The organism is Nostoc linckia z4 (genome assembly GCF_002608075.1).
Lineage (GTDB): Bacteria > Cyanobacteriota > Cyanobacteriia > Cyanobacteriales > Nostocaceae > Nostoc > Nostoc linckia.
In genome coordinates this window covers 26,347-45,434 of record NZ_LAHA01000086.1, presented here as the reverse complement: position 1 = coordinate 45,434, position 19,088 = coordinate 26,347, and the positions used below count along the sequence as shown (strand labels likewise).

Below are 19,088 nucleotides of genomic sequence, written 5' to 3'. Positions count from 1 at the left end.
TGGGGAGATGGGGAGATGGGGAGATGGGGGGATGGGGAGATGGGGAAAAGGTTAAAGGTTAAAGGGAAAAGGAATAAATTTATCTTTCCCCTTTTCCCCTTACCCTTTTCCCCTTACCCTTTTCTCTTTCCCCTTTTCCCCTTACCCTTTCCCCTTACCCTTTCCCCTTACCCCTTTCCCCTTTCCCCTTACCCCTTTCCCCTTTTCCCTTTTCCCCTTACCCTTTTCCCTTTCCCCTTTCCCCTTTTCCGAATAATTCATCAACCTTGTGGATGACCTTTACATTTTTGAAGTTACAAATGATTCATCTGTTTGATAGAGGGAGTAAATATGTCCACTTGTGAAGATGGGGGATAACCATTAGAGGTGGACAAAAATGGCTAAGGCTAACCCAGTTGAAATTCAAAAACACTTGAAGGGTGTTGACTATCCTGCTAAAAAGCAAGATTTGATTCAACACGCTAAAAAGCAAGGAGCAGCTAAGGAGATTATCTCTTTGTTAGAGAAAGTGCCAGAAGAGAAAGAGTTTGACAGTCCCACGGCTCTTAATAAAGCTTTAGGTGATATAGATTAGGTTATTGCCCTGGCGGGGAATAATCTCCTGATTTCCCGCCACTTTTACTGATTAACCGAACTGATTCAATTTGAATCGATTTTTCTAACGCTTTGGCCATATCGTATAAAGTTAAAGCCGCAATAGAAACGGCAGTTAAAGCTTCCATCTCTACACCAGTCTCAGCTTTGGTTTTGACTGTGGCTTGAATTTCATAACCCGGTAGTTGGGGATCGGGTATGACCTCAATGGCAATTTTCTGCAATGGTAACGGATGACACAAGGGAATTAAAGCAGCTGTTTGCTTAGCTGCCATAATTCCAGCCAACCTCACAGTTCCCAAGACATCCCCTTTGGCAACGTTTCCGGCTTGAATTGCGGCAAAGGTGGTTGCCAACATCCGCACCTTGGCGGCGGCTACTGCTTGGCGCACCGTAGGTGCTTTTTCGGATACATCCACCATCTGCGCTTCTCCTCGATGGTCTAGATGGGTTAAGTTGCCAAAATTAGATGGAAAATTATCTTGCGTCATTTCGGGAAAAGGTGTTAATATAGTTTCTTGTCAAGGGCGTGTAGCTCAGTGGACTAGAGCACGTGGCTACGGACCACGGTGTCGGGGGTTCGAATCCCTCCTCGCCCGTTTTTTAAAGTTAGGAGTTAGCACAAATAAAACTCCTAACTTATAATATTTAAGTTATTTATAGCGTAGGTATCTGGGGTACGACCCAAGGCAAAACGCAAGGAATGAACTAGGTTTTTGCTGGATTTGGTGAAGAAAATCACAAGTGCCAAAGAAGTGATGGCAGCACCATAGCCAAACATATTGCGGTAGCCTACTTGTTCGGCAATGGAACCCAGAAGAGGAGCTGCGATCGCAATTCCCAAATCAAACCCAGTCACGCAGATAGCAAAAATTCGCCCGCGTTCTTGTGGTCGCGATCGGTCTGCCATCATCGTCACAATCATCGATATAACTGTACCACCACCAGCACCTTCAAAAATCGCCGCCAGCAAGAAACTACTTACACTGTGAGCCTGCCACAGGAACATCGACGCTAAAGTATAAGAAATTATACCAAAACTGATAAACAAACCACGACCCAGGCGATCGCTGGCTTTACCAGCAAATACTCTGCTACTAAAACTAGAAATTGCTGCAACTGTAAAAAATAATCCGCCGTTAAAGTTTATCTGAGTTGATTTGATAAATAGAGATACAAAGGTGTGTACTGTACCCGCAGATAAACCAACCAGCAACATAATTAAAGTCGGAACTCTTACCCGTGGGCTATTGAGAATTTGCCAAAAGTTTTGATTACTTTCCTGAGTTTCTTCCTGTGGCTGTATTGGGGGATTAGTCACTTGTACAATTGCCAACAGAGCGAAAAAACCCAACTCAGCAGCAACCAAAAACAACACTCCGTAACCAGTTGTAGCCTCTAAATAACCTCCCAACGCAGGGCCAATTGCTAAACCAATGGGAGTTGCTAGGCTCATGTAACCAATGATTTCGCCACGTTTTTCAGATGGAGCCAAATCTGCGATTAATGCACTGTAACCAGTAGTAAAAGCGGCAATACTAACGCCGTGAAAAATCCGTACAAAAATCAATAGCCCGATAGATTGGGTTGCCAAGTAACCAAAAGGTGCAATGGCAGCTACCATCGTACCAAGCAACAACACAAACTTTCGACCGCGTTCATCAGCTAATCGTCCCAGCATCGGGCGAGTTAGCAATAAACCAAGGGCGAAACTACCCGTCACAATTCCAATTTGTTGTTTAGTTCCGCCCACATGGTCAATATAAAGCGGTAGAGTTGGCAAGAGGGAAGCCAAACTCGACCAAAATAATAAACCTGCCGTAAATAAAATCAGCAGCGAAGTACGAAAAATCATACTTTCAGCCTTAATTTTTCAAAAAATAGTCTATTTCAGCATTTGAGCATCAATATTAAGCATGTTTTTCTACCCATATTGATGCTCAAGAGTGAGAGTCAAAATTCATCTCTATCCTACATCTGAAAGTTCTCTGACAATTGACAGCAGTTTTTATTTGCATGAAGTAACGTTCAAATTTCCATACTTTTGGACAATCCATTTCAGGTTTCCAAACAGCATCTTTAACTCGAAAAGTTTTTGGAATCAGCTTTTCACGTTGGAAGTCCCCAACCCTGTTTCCTCTTTGAATAATTCCACTAAAGCAACTGTACCTACGAAAAAAGTATAAATACCATATTGAAATGGTAGTTTACTTTTTGACCGGGCATAAATAGCTGCTATTATCCCTTCAAATAGATGAGCTATTAAGGCAAATCTGGCTATAGCAAAAATTGGAGTGAGACCATCGGCAATTTCATTACTATCTAATAGCCCAAAAATTCTAGCTAATTCTAATCCTATGGCAGCAGTGATTAAAACGATAGATACAATTTTTATAAACCCAGCGATCTTTTGTCCAATCTGGCTTAGACTCATGCTCAAATTCAGATAATTTATTTTTGGTTGACTCGACTTTGATTGTAACTGAAGTTAATGCTAGCCTACTGAACGCAATTAAAAATTGAAATGGCAAAAATGTATGCCATTATACAACAAAATCAAAAAAACTGTTATAGGCTTGTAAAGCCCTTTACTTTTATACTTTTGGCGTAACTTCACCGCCAAAAAAGCACCAGAGCGATAGGGAATTATCTGTGATCGAGGGCGATTGATATACATCAAACGTAAACCTTGTCAAGTTGAACAAATTCCTGTCAGCAGCATAGGTGGCTTCCTACGCCCTGGTTATTTAGTAATTTTGATAGTTGAGATTAAGCCTGTGCCAAAAGTCATTGATATGGCGGGATGAGGGAGATGACGAGGCAGGGGAGAATAATAAGTAGGCCGATGTAAATAATTATTGTTGGGATAAGGCAGTTCTTGCTGGGAGCAGGGAGCAGGGGGAGAAAGAGTTTGAGCCTTATTTACTTTTCTTTACATAGTTTGGTTTTATTTCACCGACTTACTTAACTTCCCAGTCAACAGTCAATACTCTAATGACTACCATCACATGCAGGTGTTAGCGGGGACGTAGTAGCCAATACCATCCAGAACCTTTGCGGGTTAGCCAAGAGTCATGCAACTGAGTGCGATCGCTATTAAGATATGGATGAGAGACTGGGACATCAGAAAAATCTGAGTCATCTGGAATATGAATTTGGAGATTGTGGCAACTTGCTTCTAATTCAATAGTGACGGTGTAATTGCGATCGCCATAATTAGATTGTAGAAGCTGCTCTCTAATTATCTGCCGCTTCCTCTCTATTTCGTGCCTATCTGTGGGAGAACAGCGCACTCTTACCAATAAATTTTCATTGGGATTATCTAAAAGATACGGAAGAATTTGAGAATCACGTATTGTGGGAGAAGATTTCACTGGTGGTGTAGTTTCTGCCGTTGCTACAAATTGTATCGACAAAAACATTGCTGTAGTCACAGCAATAATTCTCCCTCTTTTAGGAATTTGAAAAATCATTGCAACAGATGTATTATCAAATATTTGATTCACTAACTTTTTCACAGTCCAAAACCTAATACAAATTAAAAATTCCGAAGAAGTACACGAGTAGGGGCGCATAGCCATGCGCCCCAACAATTATCTGTATTTCACGAGTGGCTGTTATTAACAGTTTCCTACCCCGGAGAGTCTGTAAATCTGCAATCTCTTATTTATCATCTAGTAATTGATTGACTTGTTGTCCCCGGCGACCAGTTTTGATTTCATAGCGGCGGGTGAGGTTATCTTGATAGTTCATGTCTCTGGCAGCAGCGGAGTTAACAAAAGCATCGCAATTTCTACCTTGCACTACTGTTGACGAACTACTGGTATTTTCCTCTGTACGGTTACTATTTTGATCGCGGGCATCGCTATTATTTTTAGTACCTTGGCTTGCACCATTACCGCTAACACCAATACCTAAGAAGCTAAAACCACCGCCACCGCCATCATTATGACTGCTAGAGGAACTGGTACGAGTGCTGCTAGAATTTGCCAAGGCAAGTTTGCTGGAACTGCTGCGAGTATTGCTACCTAAGCCAACATCACTGCACAAAGCGCGGGGGTCTTTTGCAAGAGTTCTTGGGTCAACCCAAGATTGATGGTCACCTAATCCTTGAATTTCACTATTACCAACTGCATTACTAGATGAACCAGGGGCAGGAGTGCTAGGAATTACATTACCTACACCTGCGCCGGAGTTAACAGTAACAGGTTTAAAGATACTAGTAGACTGGATATCAAAAGGGCCAGCAAAAGCTGGTAGTGTACTGGTTAGAAGTGCAGTAGCTGTTAGTAAAGAACCAGTTAAGTGACGGAATTTCATGGTCATGCTCCTAAGGTTTCTGTGTTAATTGTGTATCTTGGGTTTTCAACCCTTCACTTACCTAATAGGTTGACCTTGATTTGTTTATGCACCCTTAGGGACTTCTAAATAAAAAATAATCAAATTGCTACAGCATATTTCAGGTAAATGAAGTACAGCTGTAGGGGCGCATAGCTATCGTTGGTGTCAATTTACCGTGAAACCCTTGTAAAAACGCGATTTTGAATTTACTAACTTCCCATCATGCTTCGCGTTACCCCACCCCGGCTTTGCTGGCGCAAAACCTCCCCTCCCCTTGCCAAGGGGAGGGGTTGGGGGCTTTCAAGGGTAGGTATTTAAAAAAGCCATAGATAAGCAAGTAAAATTCTTATCAGATAGGGGACAGCAGAGTTATTCTCTCTGTGTCCCTTGTCTACCCCATTCCCTATTTTTTAAAATTTTTTATGATACTTTCTATAGAAATAAATTTCCCTGAATTAGTGTTACAACGCTGGCAAACAGCCAAAGATATTGTCAACCAAAGAGTTAACACTTTGAATAATTCAGTAGAACAAATTAGCGAGTCTTTAAAAGCAAAAGCTACTACAACTACTAATACAGCAATTGATACAGTGACGACAAGTTTAGAACAAACTTGGCAAACTGCTGAACACTTGAAAAATAGTACATCCGGAGCAATTGAAACAGCGATTAATTCTTCTTTAAATCATTGGTTGATACAACATCCTGCAATTTTTCGCTTAATTCAAATACTCAGTTGGGCAGCTAGCCATCCGATTATTAGTGTTGTAATTTTGATTTTTAGTTTGGCTATACTTTGGAGTATTATCAAAGCAATTGTCCGTGTGATTGAAACAGCTAGTTGGTCAATACTACAATTTCCAGTCAAGTTACTTGAGAGTTTAATTAAAGTTAGCTTTTTCTATTTAGTTAAAGTTGGTAGTTTTGCTATTCAACAAATAAAACCTCCTAAAACAACCGATAATCAGCCAGTTTTATTATCTGAGAATTTATCAACAAATAAACAAGTAAGATTGGCAGAAATTACAAGTCGTTTAGAGGCTATTCAAAAGGAACAACACGAACTTTTACAAGAAGCAGCAGATTTGATTGGTGAAAATTCAGAATTCAAGAGTTGGCAATCTTTGAATTTGGAGTAAGACTTACTATTGCTTTAAGCTTAAAATTCATCTTAGGTTAGGGCTAACGGTCTGTCTCATTAGTTCAGATAGATTCTTAGTAAGCACTAAGATGGTTAAAAATCAAGGACTAAAGTCCTTACTACGAACAATTTTTTCCTACAAAATTAATGGGACAGACCACTAAATATAAGATTTGTGTAGCTTTGTTGGGTTCTCACACGGTAAGCCAAAACTACAAATATTCCTAACTCTTATAATTCTGAATTCTGAATTCTGACTCCTGAATTCTTTCTTAATTAAACCGCTAAAAAACGTTGAATCACATCTTGACTGAGTTCGTCGGTGGAACCAGAGGCGACTATACCGCCTTTTTGCATGGCATAGTAGTAATCAGCTTGACGGACAAAGTGTAAATGTTGCTCTACTAATAATACAGAAATGCCTGTGGTTTGGACGATGCGACGAACTGCGGCTTCGATTTCCAGGATGATGGAGGGTTGAATGCCTTCGGTGGGTTCGTCTAAGACGAGTAGTTGAGGTTCTCCCATTAAAGCACGAGCGATCGCCAATTGTTGCTGTTGTCCCCCACTCAAATCACCACCCATGCGCGAAAGCATGGTTTTTAATACCGGAAACAAGCTAAAAATTTCTTCGGGAATTTCGGCTTTTTTCACTGGTTTGCGTCTAGCTTCTAACCCCAACAACAGATTTTCTTTCACTGTTAAACGGGGAATAATTTCTCGTCCTTGGGGAACATAACCAATTCCTAATTTTGCTCTTTGGTCTGGAGATTTGGAGTTGATTAATTGTTCGGCAAAATTAATTGTACCAATACGGGGTTTGAGTAATCCCATGATGGTTTTGAGTAGGGTGGTTTTTCCTACGCCGTTACGTCCGATGAGGCAAACCATTTGCCCGGATGGTACGGTTAAATCTACGTTGCGGAGGATATGGCTTTCGCCGTAGTAAACGTTAAGGTTAGAGACTTTTAGCATCAAAGAATTTTTAGCTGTTTAGTTATATTAAGTTGAATGCTGGCGATCGCTCTGTTAAGACATTGATTAATTACGGTTCATTAGGAGTCAGCTTAATATCCTATGATACCTGATTGCGAATGCAACTTAGTAGAGTGTTCATGTCGCCGCAGTTTTTGGTATAAAAATTACACAACTGGCTCCCCTCGAATCCCGATTTTTGGATTCTGTAATGTGGTAATTTCTAAATCAGATATTTATTCTCTTGGTGTTTTAAGTGTTAGTTTGACAATATTTTATTTGCAACTTTGCTAGCGTCCCCAAGCTGGACTATTATTTGGCGGGAAGTTAGCACTTGCTGTTTTATTTTCCCAATTTTCAACATCTTCTCTATCCCAGCTGAGGATATCGTTAGCATGACCTATGCATTCAGCGAAATTTAAAATTCCATAAGAAAGAGAGACAATAATCAGTTGTGTTAATTGCTCGTAGCCTTTGTTAGGTAGATAAGCCATTCCTACCATAGCCCTAAAAAATCCTGCATACAAAACTCCAGATTTTACTGATATTAACCCTTGGTGTTGAAAGTTTTGTTTTTGAGCTTTACCTTCATTTTGCATCGCCAGTTCGCCAATTTTCTTGATAGAAGTGATAACGCTCTCAGTAGTTGTTGATGTGGCAATAGGTTCAATCATCTGTACTACCATATCAACTGCTTGCTGAAGACTCAACGAAGAGATTTGTGCTGTTTTCACTCCCTGGTTGGTAAATAGCCAAAAAGGCATAGTCATAAACTGAAAGCTATAGTCAGACCAGACTGAATCATCGAAAGATGTACTAGCTGGATTAAACCCAGAAATTTGTTGTGCTTTTCGATCTATAGTCGCCATTACAGAAGCCCAACTGCCTAAAGGGGATAATTGACCCAAGCCAGGTAGAGCGCTACCATCTGACCCAAACTGATTTCCTACGCCTCGATCCCAACTTGCATCAGCATTTATTACTAGCTTTGTACGCAAACCTGACTTAAGCGACGGTGGAGGCGTTAACCAACGAGCTAGTTCCATAGCTTTAGTCCCTGCCGCCTTTTTTTGTATGTATTCCACCATTAAACTGTCTCCATATTTGAATTAGCTTTTGATAAACTTTATTCCATCTAAGTAGGTGGGGATAATTAAATAGGACTTACGTAAAAACTCTCTGAAACTCTTATTTGGCTACGTCGCGCCAGTTGCTAACAAGTCTCTAAACCGTAAAGGCGCACTGGCTTCTCTGTGGTAGTCTGCGGTAAGTCGCTACCGCTTCGCTAATGCGTCTACGATTTTCGGTTACCTGTGCGTAATATCATGTCCGCTTGATTACTTATTAAATCCGAAAAACCCCAAAGAGCCTGCGGGGAGGGGATTAAGGGGTGGGGTGCAATGGCTGTGGGAATCATAACTAATTATGCAGACATGATATAAGTCCTGTTAAAGTAAAAAACGTTTTAGCTAAAACTTTTATCTATCAAAGATTTGAGCGTTTCCTTTCTGTACTTTACTTTTGACCGCCTACTTAGGCATACAAGAATGTAGCTTTTTCTACTCAATTAAAGCTAATGCTCTGCTCAATTTTATTTAGATTTAGATTTTTGTTGCTTTTTTTCGATTGCTTGAGCAACTATAGTGTACAAATCTCCCATAGTCTTTACTTGCTCCAGCGCGGTAAAGCCTAAATCAATAAAGAACTCTAGCTCTATTTTTCCCAAAACTTGAAATACTTTCAAAGAATCAAAACCAGGCAGCGATTTAATAAGCGTGTCATCGTTGAATTCTAAAACTTGACTATCTTTATCGTCAAAATCAAAATGGGCGTAAATTATTGACAGAAGCTTTTCTCGTTGGTTATCATTCAGTTCCCAGTTACTATTGCTGGTGTATTTGAGTTCCATATCTATTGCTAATTATTGCAGTTGATAGAGAAGCGATACTGCATCTGTTGGTATACCTTTACCGTGATACAGCACTACCCGCTATTGTGAGGTACATTTTTAGTGCTGAAAGCGTCCAAAAAGATGGAGTATACAGGGAAAAAACTGTACTTCATAACAGCAGGAACCGCCGTACCCTCCATTAAGGTAGTATTGTCACTAGATTTAGTATCGCTTGATGTTGAAATCCACTATGTATCTAAACAGAATTTAAGACAATTTATTCTGTTTAGGCTACCTTGATTTATTGAATTGACCCCATGCAGGGCTATCATTCGGTGGGAAGGGAGCGCTAGATGTCTTTTTCTCCCATTCATCAACATCCTGTCCATCCCAGGCTAAAATTGTATTGGCACTTCGCTTACATTTATCAAAATCTAGAATTCCGTAAAATCTAGAAACGCTTAGCTTTTGAGTCAATTGCTCGTAACCTTTACCGGATTTGTAAACCATTTCCACGCTTGTTCTGATGTAACTGGCATACAGAGCGCTAGATTTTATAGATATTACCCCTTGTTGCTGAGAGTTTTGTTTTTGCGTTGCGCCTTTGTTTTGCATCGCCAGTTCGCCAATTTTCCTGATTGAGGTGATGATATTATCAACTACACCAGCAGTTGCAATGGACACAACTAAATCAATAACTGCATCGACACCTTTTGTAAGATCGAGCGATGAAACCTGTGCTTCTCTGCTATCTGCTGCTGTTCCCAACCAAAAAGGTATGGTTGAGAATTTATAAGCATAGTCAGCCCATTCCTGAGAATCAAAATTAGTATCAGATGGATTGAAATTAGAAAGTTGCTGTGCTTTTCGATCGATAGTTGCTACTACAGAAGCCCAACTACCAAAAGAAGCTAATGGGCCTAAATCTGGAACCATACTACCATCGGTTCCAAAATGGTTTCCTACTCCTTGATCTTCGCTTGTATCTGCTAATTTTTCTCTCTGCGGTAGCTGATTTAAAGGAATAGGGGGTAAAGGAGCTAACCACCGCTCTAGTTCCAATGCCTCAGCCCACTCTAGCTGTTTCTGAGCATAATCTGTCATATCAATTCCTCAATTTTTATATTCAAAGATGAAGCTATTACTAATGACAGTAATTTTTTATTACTGTCATCTATACCTTTGCCAGCTCGAAAAATATCGCAATTTTTTTGCGGGTTGGGTTTAATTTTTTTAACCTAACCTACAAAAAAAATGCGAATGCCTTGTTTCATTAGCAAAATCATATTAGATTTAAACAGATTTCAAAGTCAAGTATTTTTTTTATCAGTAAATCTTATAATCGCTGGGGAATTACTTAGTCTTACACCATCGGTCTTTGCATTGTTTTTGCATGATATTCGGTTGTTTTTTTGGTTGCTTTTCGCCGCAACCACAATCAGTAGAACGAAAATTTTTCCGATCGTTCTAGCGCTCTTTAATGTCTCTGACGAAAGAAAAATGCTCTGATTTGCTGAGAGTCTTAAAACTCCTTGAAGACTATCAACAATACAGACACTGCTATGTCGGAAATATTGAGAAATAATCAAATATATTTGTGACAAAACCAAGATTTGGCAGACATTAAACTTAACATTATTCAGCAACAAAATCATGTTAAATATGAGTAAAAAACTACTAAAAAAGCCTTAAATCCTAGCTGATGACCCTTTAAGATTGCTTTATAGCGATCGCCAATGGAAATTGGTGTGCGGATTTTAGTAAAATTATTGAAGCTAACTAACTATTGGATTTTAGACAAAAAATAGTAGTTTGCGTAAATTATACGCGAACCAAAGGAATTATTAATCTTGTTTATATTTCTCCGTCTCTTCTATCAAATCTGCTGACTCAATCGTTCAATAATTCTGTGTAAGAAGTAATGTAAATAACTAGAATTTGTATAGCTACAATTAAACATCTGTCTTGCTTTGATAAAACTTTGTTCAACTTTTGCCTTGTACTTTTTACTGTAGACTGGAAAGAGCTAATGAACTTTACAAACTTTAAAGACCTTATGGATAATATCAAAATCACTGAATTACAGTCAGATAATCAAATTGAGGAATTGTCGAACGAAGAATTACAGCAAATTGTGGGTGGTTTGCCTGAGGTACCATTACTACGTCAAAGATTACTAGAACTTAATATTGACGTGGAGGCAATAGAGCAATTTGTGAGAGATTTATTTGGCTGGAATTAGTTTTTGGTTTGTACCTTTTGCTGTAGACTATATATCACAGTGGTTTATGGTCTAGAGTGCAAATCAACAAGCACGAATGCGCTAAAATTCTTAAACAACAAGAGAAAATGTTTCAAATTGAAGGCTTGGAAGAACTTTCCGAAAACGAACTACAGGAAGTTGTTGGTGGTACGTTGCAAGACGACTTGAATGATTTTCTAGCTTTGATTCCAAATGCGGACATTGAAGCTCTATTTCTAGATTATTTGGCGGCCGATGTCAGCGTTTCCCTGACTTCTCACGGGAAGTCATCAAACCAGCGAAGAGCGTAGATTTTTCCACAATGTGATTGTCAATCATTTTAGATTATTGACAATCACATTGTGGAAAAGAGGGATTGGAACACCCTAAAGCATCTTTTTCAATATGCTGTGGGAAGTCAGGAGCGATACCAGAGCATAGTATAATATCAGGTTTGATTGAATAGTTATAATTATGACTGACGCGGGGACGGAGAGACACGGAGACAAGGGAGAGTTTTGAATTATAAGTGATTATTCAAACTTGATATAAATTAATACAAATTGGTACAAATCCTCCAATGGCTTGCTCATTTATGCAGATATTAACGCCAATCTGAATATTACAAGAAAAGTAATCCCAGCAGTTTTTAGCTTAGGCATTCTATATGACTGGCGAATAACTAGTGGTCTATCGCATTAATTGTGATGAGTTTGTAGTAAGCACTTCAGTGCTTAAAAATCAAGGACTAAAGTCCTAACTACAAACTTATTTACCCCTCGTAACTAATGCGATGAACCACTAGTGGTATGTTCCATTAAATATAATGAGTGATATCAGGTTCGCATAATTAGTTATGATTCCCATAGCCATTGCACCCCACCCCTTAATCCCCTGGGAGATAAAGCGTAGGCTTGGCTCTGGTGGTCAACAAGAAAGTGGCTGGTCTAAATACCCCACTAAATTGATTGCTGAATTCTGAATTCTGAATTCTGAATTCTGAATTCTCTTTTAATCTTCCTGTTTTCCTAAATACACTTCAATGACGCGGGGGTCATTTTGTACTTCCTCAAAATTGCCTTCACACAGCACTGAACCTTGATGTAATACTGTTACTTTTCGGGCAATTTGACGCACGAATTCCATATCGTGTTCAATGACTAAAATTGAATGACTTTGTGCCAAGGCTAAAAGTAACTCGCCAATATTATAGGTTTCCTCGTCAGTTAAACCAGCAACCGGTTCATCAACCAGTAATAAATCCGGAGACTGTGCTACTAACATTCCAATTTCTAAACGTTGCTTTTCTCCATGAGAAAGTAAAGCTGCTGGAATGTCTGCTTTAACAGTTAAACCAATTGTTTCTAATAAGCCTTTAATATTGTTCTTTTCTATGGCGCTGGAACTACCAAATAAAGTAGAAAAGACATTTTTATTCTGGTTGCTAGTAATTTCTAAATTTTCACGTGGTGTTAAATTGAGGTAAACTCTTGGTGTTTGAAATTTGCGCCCAATTCCTAGTCTAGCAATTTGATGTTCTGATAAAGAACGCAGGTTTTTACCTTTGAATAAAACTCGTCCAATATTTGGTTTAACTTTCCCGGTAATGACATCTAAAAATGTTGTCTTTCCAGCACCATTGGGGCCAATTACTACTCGTAGTTCGCCCACATCCATGCTAAAGTTTAGCTGATTTATAGCTTTAAAACCATCAAAGCTAACAGTTACATTTTCAGTTTCCAATATTTTGGCGTTCATGTTGTACTTCGGCGTCTTCTTCTAAAGCAGGATATGTAGCAATTTCTTGGGGGCGTTGGAAAAGAGAAATATTCTGACTCCGCAACCATCCTACTATACCGTCAGGAAGCACGGTGACGACAATTAAAAATAGTGCGCCTTGAAAAAATAGCCAGATTTCAGCAAATTGTTCGCTTAAAAAAGTCCGGGCATAATTGACTAATAAAGTTCCCACAACTGCACCAATTAAAGTAGCGCGTCCTCCCACAGCTACCCAAATCACCATTTCAATGGAAAAAGCAATATCCATCGCCCTTGGTGAAACAGAACCACTTTGAACAGTGTAAAATGCTCCTGCTATGCCTGCGATCGCTCCGGAAACACCAAACACCAAAACCTTAAAATCTGTGGGGTCATAGCCAGAAAATCTCACCCGACTTTCATCATCGCGAATTGCGATTAATAATCTGCCAAACCGTCCGCTTGTCAACCAGCGACAAATTCCATAGGTAATAGCAAGAAACACTACCGTTAAGGTGTAAAACAGAAATTGCGTTTTGCGATCGCTGACCGTTGCACCGAATAAAGTTGTAAAATCTATCAGCCCATTTGTACCATTAAATAACTTTTGTTGCCCATTAAAAAAGTTAAAAAATACAATGGTTCCCGCTTGCGTCAAAATAGAAAAATAAACACCCTTGAGGCGATTTCTAAATACTAAATATCCCAACAATCCTGCCAATAACCCTGGAATTAATACCACAGCAGCTATTGTCAAAGGAAAAGAATAAAAAGGTTGCCAAAAAGCTGGAAGTTCTGTAACTCCATAAAGTCCCATGAAATCGGGTAACTCCCCTGGTGGAACTTGCAGCTTCAGGTACATGGCGATGGCATATCCACCCAAGCCAAAGAATATACCATGTCCCAAACTCAACAGCCCAGTATAACCCCAAATCAAATCAATACCCAAAGCCACGATGGCCAGGGATAAAAACCTGCCCAATAAATTTAGCCGAAATTCCGACAGCATCATTGGCATAATAATGATTAGGGAAAGTGCGATCGCCACCACCACCCCCACTTCAATCAACAATCCTCTCCTCTTCCTCATTCTCCGCGCCTCCGCACCTCTGCGTGAAATTTAAACATCAACAGTACGTCCCTTCTGCGGAAAAATCCCCCCTGGCTTCCACTGTAAAAACACAATAATCAACGCAAATACCATCACCTTCGCCATACTAGTCGTCGCAAAAAAGGTAAAGAAATCTGCCAAAGGCTTCACAGAACTCAACAACAAAGCCAAAGTTCCAGAACCGATTAAAAAATTAGCCGTACCAATTGCCAAAGCTGCCACAATACTACCAGCTAAATTTCCCACACCTCCAACGACAACAACCATAAAAGTGTCAATAATATAGTTTTGTCCGGTGTTCGGCCCCACAGAACCAAGTAAACTAATGGCACATCCAGCCACACCAGCTAAACCAGAACCCAAGGCAAAAGTCACCGCATCAACTTTTTGAGTCGGGATACCCAAACAAGCACTCATACTGCGGTTTTGTGTCACAGACCGAATTCTTAAACCCCAGCTAGAACGTTGCAAAAATATATAAACACCAGCCACACAAATGATTGTTAAAGCAATAATAAATAACCTGGCAAAAGGCAATTGCACCCCACCCAAAGACATCCCCGCTTGTAACCAAGTAGGTGCAGTTACATCCACATTTTGAGCGCCGAACCAAGGTTGAGTTACCGCTAGCTGATAAGTTTGGCTTAATAAATTCCCTGTTATGATTGTTATCCCCGCAGATAACAACAATAAAACTGCGATCGCCCAATTACGAACTCTTTCTAAATTCGTGCGAGAATTGAGAACCCATAACCCGCCAAAAAACAACAAACAAAATATAGCGATGGCAATTATTAAAACCCAATTTACACTGCGAACAAATTGTTGAAAAATTAAACTCACCCCCCAAGTAGCCAACAAAGTTTCTAGGGGGCGGCCATAGAGATAGCGAATTACACCTTTTTCTAAAACTAATCCCACAAAAGCTGTGAAAATGAAAGCAACAATTAAAGCCAAAAATATATAACCCTCAAACCACACTCCGCCCAATTGCTTACAGCCATTTTGCACAACAAATGTTGTATACGCACCAAACATCATCAATTCGCCGTGTGCCATATTGATGACACCCATCAATCCAAACACAATGGCTAATCCCAACGCTGCAATTAATAATACAGCACCAATACTAATGCCATTAAAAATAGCTTCTAAAAAACCTGCTAACACTTGTTTATTAATCCGTTTTGATTTTTGTATAAATGGGGCATTGGGCATTAGGAGTTGGGAATTGGGCATTGGGCATGGGAAGAGGACAAGGTAGACAAGGTAGACAAGGTAGCAATCTTTCTCCCCGAAGTTCTGATGGTCGGAAACCTCCGATCAGACTTCTCTCCTTGTCTCCCCCCTCTCCCCCATCTCCCCATCTCCCCATCTCCCCATACCCCATACCCTAAACCTTCTGATATTTCCCGCCCTTCGCTGGGTCAGTCCAATCACAAGCAAATCCCTTAGTTTCTTTGACAAATTGATTCCAAGGAACTGGTTCAACTGGCGCAGGCGTAGCATAGACAATATCAAACAAACCATCTTGTCTGACTTCGCCAATTCGCACAATTTTAGAAATGTGATGATTGGCATCCATTGTCACTTTACCTTCTGGTGCATCTAGAGTTTGACCCACTGCCGCAGCACGCACTTTTTCTAAATCAGTAGTACCAGCTTTTTCTACTGCTTGTTTCCACAAATAAACTGCGATGTATGCAGCTTCCATTGGGTCATTTGTCACCCGATTTTCACCGTACTCTTTTTTGAAAGCGGCAACAAATTTTTTGTTAGCAGGTGTGTCTACTGTTTGGAAGTAGTTCCAAGCAGCGTAGTGACCTTTGAGATACTCGACGCCAATGGCTTTGACTTCTTCTTCTGCAATACTTACAGACATGGAAGGATATTTTTCTGGTGTTAATCCAGCACCTTTTAATTGTTTGAAGAAAGCAACGTTGCTATCTCCATTTAAGGTGTTATAAATTACGCCACCGTTGGGTAAATTTTGCTTGATTTTAGTAATAATTGGTGTAACTTCTGTGTTACCCAGAGGTAAGTAATCTTCGCCGACTATTTTTCCACCTAAAGCTTCTAGTTGGGCTTTAATAATTGTGTTAGCCGTGCGAGGAAAAACATAGTCAGAACCAACTAAAAAGAATTCTTTGCCCTTATTTTTCAACAGCCAATCAACTGATGGTTCGATTTGTTGGTTTGGCGCTGCACCAGTATAAAAAATGTTTTTAGAACATTCTTGACCTTCATATTGTACCGGATACCAGAGCATGTGATTTTTGCTCTCGAATACTGGCTTGACGTTCTTGCGGCTAGCAGAAGTCCAACAACCAAAAACTACGGCTACTTTATCTTGGTCGATGAGTTTGGTTGCCTTTTCCCTGAAGGTATCCCAGTTAGAAGCACCATCTTCACTAATGGCTTCAATTTGTTTGCCTAAAACACCACCAGCAGCGTTAATTTCTTTGATTGCTAATTTTTCAGCATCAACAACGCTTTTTTCACTGATAGCCATTGTGCCGCTCAGAGAATGCAATATACCTACTTTGATGGTTTCACCACTAGTAGCCGCCGCTGGAGTAGCAGCAGGAGGAGACGCTGGGTTTTCTGTGGCACTTGGGGTATTATTGGCGCAAGCTTTCAAAAAAATACTGGTTGTAAAAGTTGCAGAGCCGTAGATTAAAAACTTGCGTCGGTTAAGTTGTCTTTTCATCTGTTTATAAATTTTCCTGTTGATGAATCAGCCAACTCATAAAAAGCTGACATATCAATTATTAAATTGTGATATTAGTGCCATAGGTTACTATAAAAAAGTGACTGAGTATACAAAATTTTGGTTTTGGTTATCAAAAATTAAATTTTTTAAGTAACTTGGTGGAAAAATTTATAATTATGTAACGAAAAGTTAACTAAAAGAATCCCAAATAATTTGTGACAGATTATATGTTAGGGTAATTGACTGTTAACCTTGACTGTCAACAAACAGTCAACAGTCAAGCAAAAACGCCCAGCCAAGGTTTGAGTAAGTTAAAGAAAACGTCATACGTAGATGTCAATAAATGTAGTGGCGTGTCAAGGCTAAAATAGTGCATTAGAAAACTCTTGTGGGGTGGGCATCCTGCCCGCCCGGACGGGTGAGGACACCCATCCCACAATAAAATCTATTGCAACATTTAAGACTTGTCACGCCACTACCATTGTTTTATGTTTAATTAAGTTGACCTACTTATTACAGGATTAATTAACAAGTCAACAGAGTAATTTTATTTTGATTATGCAAATAGCAAAACGCAATGATTGGAAAGCAGAACCTATGCCTTCTGTTTTTACAAATATAATGCTAGAAAAAGTTTATTCACAACAACAATTTGAGCGTATTGCTGCTGGAATAATTCCTCAACAAATGGAAGATAAGTGGTTTGTTTTCTATGAGGCTCCTTGGTTATATTTGCATCGGAGTTGGACTGGTTTATGCATTTTCCAGGTGCGTTTTGAGGTAGTCGGAGAAAACGTCAAAATTGCCGAAGTGCAAGTAAATAGAGATCCAACGCAATACTCTAACATGGATTATACAAATGATACTTCTATGTTAGAAATATTGCTGGATTCTCTACTTCAAAAGAGACTCAGATATTAACTAAATTTTCTATACTATCAGCATCATTCGGTAACGCAGCTGTTAAAACTTCGCTGCCTTCTGTAGTCACTAACACATCATCTTCAATGCGGATGCCACGGACATCAGCAAAATCAGATAAGCGCTGCCAATTGACGACATTTTGATATTTGGAACGCACGTTGGCATCATTTAAAATTGCTGGTACTTGGTAAAAACCAGGTTCAATTGTCACTAGCATTCCGGGACGCAAAGGACGATTTAAACGCAAGTAACTGAAGCCAAAGCGATCGCTCCTGGTTCTTCCTGCTTCATATCCCGCTAAATCCCCTAAATCTTCCATATCATGGACATCTAAACCCAATAAATGACCGATACCGTGGGGGAAAAACAGCGCGTGGGCATCGATATCTACTAAATCCTGGGGATTTCCTTTCAGAATTCCCAAATCCACTAAACCCTCAGCGATCGCTGTGGCCGCTAGTAAATGAATATCTGCATACTCCACACCAGGATGTATTTTGGCAATGCAAGCATCATGAGCTGCCAAGACAACATTATAAATATCTCTTTGGGTGGATGAAAATTTCCCAGAAACAGGCCAAGTACGAGTTACATCACTAGCCCAGCCGATTTGTGTTTCAGCGCCGACATCAGCCAGCAGTAAATCCCCTGGTTGCAAATTATGGTGATAGTGTTCGTTGTGTAAAACTTCGCCATGAACTGTGACAATGCTGTTGTAGGAGGTGGTCATGTTGTTGGCAATGATTACACCTTCCATTGCGGCACGAACTTCTGCTTCGAGTTTGGCTTGGGGTGTTGCAGCCATACCAACTTTGTGTGCCTTCACTGTCACAGCCGCAGCTTTTCGTAACTCCACCAATGCAGCTTCATCGTGGGTAAGACGCAAAAACACCATCGCCTCAGCCAACTCCAAATCAATTCCTTGGAGAGGACTTTGGGGCAAAATCCATCTATTCAACAGCTGTGATTGCTGCGTCCAAGTAGCAGCATCTTGTACGGCGATGGTTGCAGCATCTTCTACCCCCGACTCTAATTCTGTTAAAGGTCGAGCGACATCTGCTCCAATCTTTTCGGCGATTTCCTCCCGTGTGGGCATTTCCCCATGCCAAAGAGCGCTGCTTGGTGAAGGATCTTCCATGAATAATTCTAACTTGCCCGCTTGTAAGCGAATTGCCGCCTTTGATAACGGCAGTCCAGCAAAGTAAAGAAAATGACTACTAGCGCGAAACGGAAAAGAATTTGCTGGAAAATTGCGTGGGCTGTTGCCACCCGACCACAGAATTACGGGAAAATTAATCAGGTTCGCTAGTTTTTCCCTGCGGTGGCGTAGACTTTCCACCAGGGAACTAGAAGTTTGTGGAATCAGCATAAATAAAAACTCAAAAAAAGGATAAGAGT

General features: G+C 40.1%; 21 protein-coding genes and 1 tRNA gene. 7 read left to right on the top strand and 15 right to left on the bottom strand.

The genetic code is table 11. The annotated features are described in order from the left end of the window. Positions 1-376 precede the first annotated feature (376 nt). Positions 377-574 carry a DUF2795 domain-containing protein gene (locus tag VF06_RS35990; RefSeq protein ID WP_099072014.1) on the top strand — a complete coding sequence of 66 codons (198 nt, stop codon included), beginning with the start codon at positions 377-379 and terminating at the stop codon, positions 572-574. Between the two features lies 1 nt (position 575). Here VF06_RS35990 and moaC read toward each other — a convergent pair whose 3' ends face one another. Continuing rightward, on the bottom strand, positions 576-1,085 hold the full coding sequence (gene moaC, locus VF06_RS35985; protein WP_099072015.1) for a cyclic pyranopterin monophosphate synthase MoaC: 510 nt from the start codon (positions 1,083-1,085) through the stop codon (positions 576-578). Positions 1,086-1,119: 34 nt separating this feature from the next. On the opposite strand from moaC, the gene VF06_RS35980 reads away from it, so the two are divergent. Next, positions 1,120-1,193: transfer RNA gene (locus VF06_RS35980), tRNA-Arg, on the top strand. 35 nt (positions 1,194-1,228) lie between these two features. On the opposite strand, the gene VF06_RS35975 is transcribed toward VF06_RS35980, so the two are convergent. Together VF06_RS35975 and VF06_RS35970 are read right to left on the bottom strand one after the other, a co-directional pair. Continuing rightward, positions 1,229-2,449, bottom strand: coding sequence for an MFS transporter (locus tag VF06_RS35975; RefSeq protein WP_099072016.1), 1,221 nt, complete (start codon positions 2,447-2,449; stop codon positions 1,229-1,231). Between the two features lie 246 nt (positions 2,450-2,695). Further along, positions 2,696-3,028: a hypothetical protein gene (locus VF06_RS35970; RefSeq protein ID WP_099072017.1), complete on the bottom strand. Its 333-nt coding sequence runs from the start codon at positions 3,026-3,028 to the stop codon at positions 2,696-2,698. 232 nt (positions 3,029-3,260) lie between these two features. On the opposite strand from VF06_RS35970, the gene VF06_RS41730 reads away from it, so the two are divergent. Further along, positions 3,261-3,401 carry a hypothetical protein gene (locus VF06_RS41730; protein ID WP_180267596.1) on the top strand — a complete coding sequence of 47 codons (141 nt, stop codon included), beginning with the start codon at positions 3,261-3,263 and terminating at the stop codon, positions 3,399-3,401. Positions 3,402-3,611: 210 nt separating this feature from the next. Here the strand turns inward: VF06_RS41730 and VF06_RS35965 are convergent, their stop codons facing one another. Then, positions 3,612-4,100, bottom strand: coding sequence for a hypothetical protein (locus VF06_RS35965; RefSeq protein WP_244918188.1), 489 nt, complete (start codon positions 4,098-4,100; stop codon positions 3,612-3,614). Between the two features lie 157 nt (positions 4,101-4,257). After that, complete coding sequence (locus VF06_RS35960) at positions 4,258-4,914, bottom strand: hypothetical protein (protein ID WP_099072018.1); 657 nt, start codon at positions 4,912-4,914, stop codon at positions 4,258-4,260. A gap of 443 nt (positions 4,915-5,357) precedes the next feature. Between VF06_RS35960 and VF06_RS35955 the strand changes: the two genes are divergently transcribed. Then, positions 5,358-6,074, top strand: coding sequence for a hypothetical protein (locus VF06_RS35955; protein ID WP_099072033.1), 717 nt, complete (start codon positions 5,358-5,360; stop codon positions 6,072-6,074). Between the two features lie 278 nt (positions 6,075-6,352). Here the strand turns inward: VF06_RS35955 and urtE are convergent, their stop codons facing one another. The 4 genes from urtE to VF06_RS35935 form a co-directional block, all read right to left on the bottom strand. Continuing rightward, entirely contained in the window at positions 6,353-7,051 is a 699-nt protein-coding gene (gene urtE / locus VF06_RS35950) for an urea ABC transporter ATP-binding subunit UrtE (RefSeq protein ID WP_099072019.1), read from the bottom strand. Between the two features lie 290 nt (positions 7,052-7,341). Continuing rightward, the gene (locus VF06_RS35945; RefSeq protein ID WP_099072020.1) at positions 7,342-8,139 is read right to left on the bottom strand and encodes a hypothetical protein; all 798 of its coding nucleotides are present in this window, start codon (positions 8,137-8,139) and stop codon (positions 7,342-7,344) included. A gap of 503 nt (positions 8,140-8,642) precedes the next feature. Next, a complete protein-coding gene (locus VF06_RS35940) occupies positions 8,643-8,960 on the bottom strand; it encodes an acyl carrier protein (RefSeq protein WP_099072021.1) in 318 nt (105 codons plus the stop codon). Positions 8,961-9,233: 273 nt separating this feature from the next. Continuing rightward, positions 9,234-10,046, bottom strand: a complete 813-nt coding sequence (locus tag VF06_RS35935; RefSeq protein ID WP_099072022.1) for a hypothetical protein — start codon at positions 10,044-10,046, stop codon at positions 9,234-9,236. Positions 10,047-10,998: 952 nt separating this feature from the next. Between VF06_RS35935 and VF06_RS35930 the strand changes: the two genes are divergently transcribed. Together VF06_RS35930 and VF06_RS35925 are read left to right on the top strand one after the other, a co-directional pair. Then, positions 10,999-11,184 carry a bacteriocin gene (locus VF06_RS35930; RefSeq protein WP_180267595.1) on the top strand — a complete coding sequence of 62 codons (186 nt, stop codon included), beginning with the start codon at positions 10,999-11,001 and terminating at the stop codon, positions 11,182-11,184. A gap of 107 nt (positions 11,185-11,291) precedes the next feature. Beyond that, entirely contained in the window at positions 11,292-11,495 is a 204-nt protein-coding gene (locus tag VF06_RS35925; RefSeq protein WP_143861749.1) for a bacteriocin, read from the top strand. A gap of 700 nt (positions 11,496-12,195) precedes the next feature. Here VF06_RS35925 and urtD read toward each other — a convergent pair. From urtD to urtA, 5 genes are read right to left on the bottom strand one after another with little or no spacing between them, the layout of a single operon-like run. Next, positions 12,196-12,942, bottom strand: a complete 747-nt coding sequence (urtD, locus tag VF06_RS35920; RefSeq protein ID WP_099072025.1) for an urea ABC transporter ATP-binding protein UrtD — start codon at positions 12,940-12,942, stop codon at positions 12,196-12,198. Next, positions 12,917-14,032 (bottom strand): urea ABC transporter permease subunit UrtC, encoded by a 1,116-nt coding sequence (urtC, locus tag VF06_RS35915; protein WP_099072026.1) that lies wholly within the window; start codon positions 14,030-14,032, stop codon positions 12,917-12,919. Before urtC ends, urtD begins: the two co-directional genes overlap by 26 nt. A gap of 30 nt (positions 14,033-14,062) precedes the next feature. Then, positions 14,063-15,223 carry an ABC transporter permease subunit gene (locus VF06_RS35910; protein ID WP_099072034.1) on the bottom strand — a complete coding sequence of 387 codons (1,161 nt, stop codon included), beginning with the start codon at positions 15,221-15,223 and terminating at the stop codon, positions 14,063-14,065. A 47-nt stretch (positions 15,224-15,270) separates the two neighbouring features. After that, complete coding sequence (locus tag VF06_RS41725; RefSeq protein WP_180267594.1) at positions 15,271-15,420, bottom strand: hypothetical protein; 150 nt, start codon at positions 15,418-15,420, stop codon at positions 15,271-15,273. A gap of 26 nt (positions 15,421-15,446) precedes the next feature. Next, a complete protein-coding gene (urtA, locus tag VF06_RS35905; RefSeq protein WP_099072027.1) occupies positions 15,447-16,763 on the bottom strand; it encodes an urea ABC transporter substrate-binding protein in 1,317 nt (438 codons plus the stop codon). Between the two features lie 561 nt (positions 16,764-17,324). Here urtA and VF06_RS35900 point away from each other — a divergent pair. Next, positions 17,325-17,687 carry a hypothetical protein gene (locus tag VF06_RS35900; RefSeq protein ID WP_099072028.1) on the top strand — a complete coding sequence of 121 codons (363 nt, stop codon included), beginning with the start codon at positions 17,325-17,327 and terminating at the stop codon, positions 17,685-17,687. On the opposite strand, the gene VF06_RS35895 is transcribed toward VF06_RS35900, so the two are convergent. Further along, positions 17,677-19,059: an aminopeptidase P family protein gene (locus VF06_RS35895; protein ID WP_099072029.1), complete on the bottom strand. Its 1,383-nt coding sequence runs from the start codon at positions 19,057-19,059 to the stop codon at positions 17,677-17,679. The two genes, VF06_RS35900 and VF06_RS35895, sit on opposite strands and share 11 nt — an antisense overlap. Between the last annotated feature and the right edge of the window lie 29 nt (positions 19,060-19,088).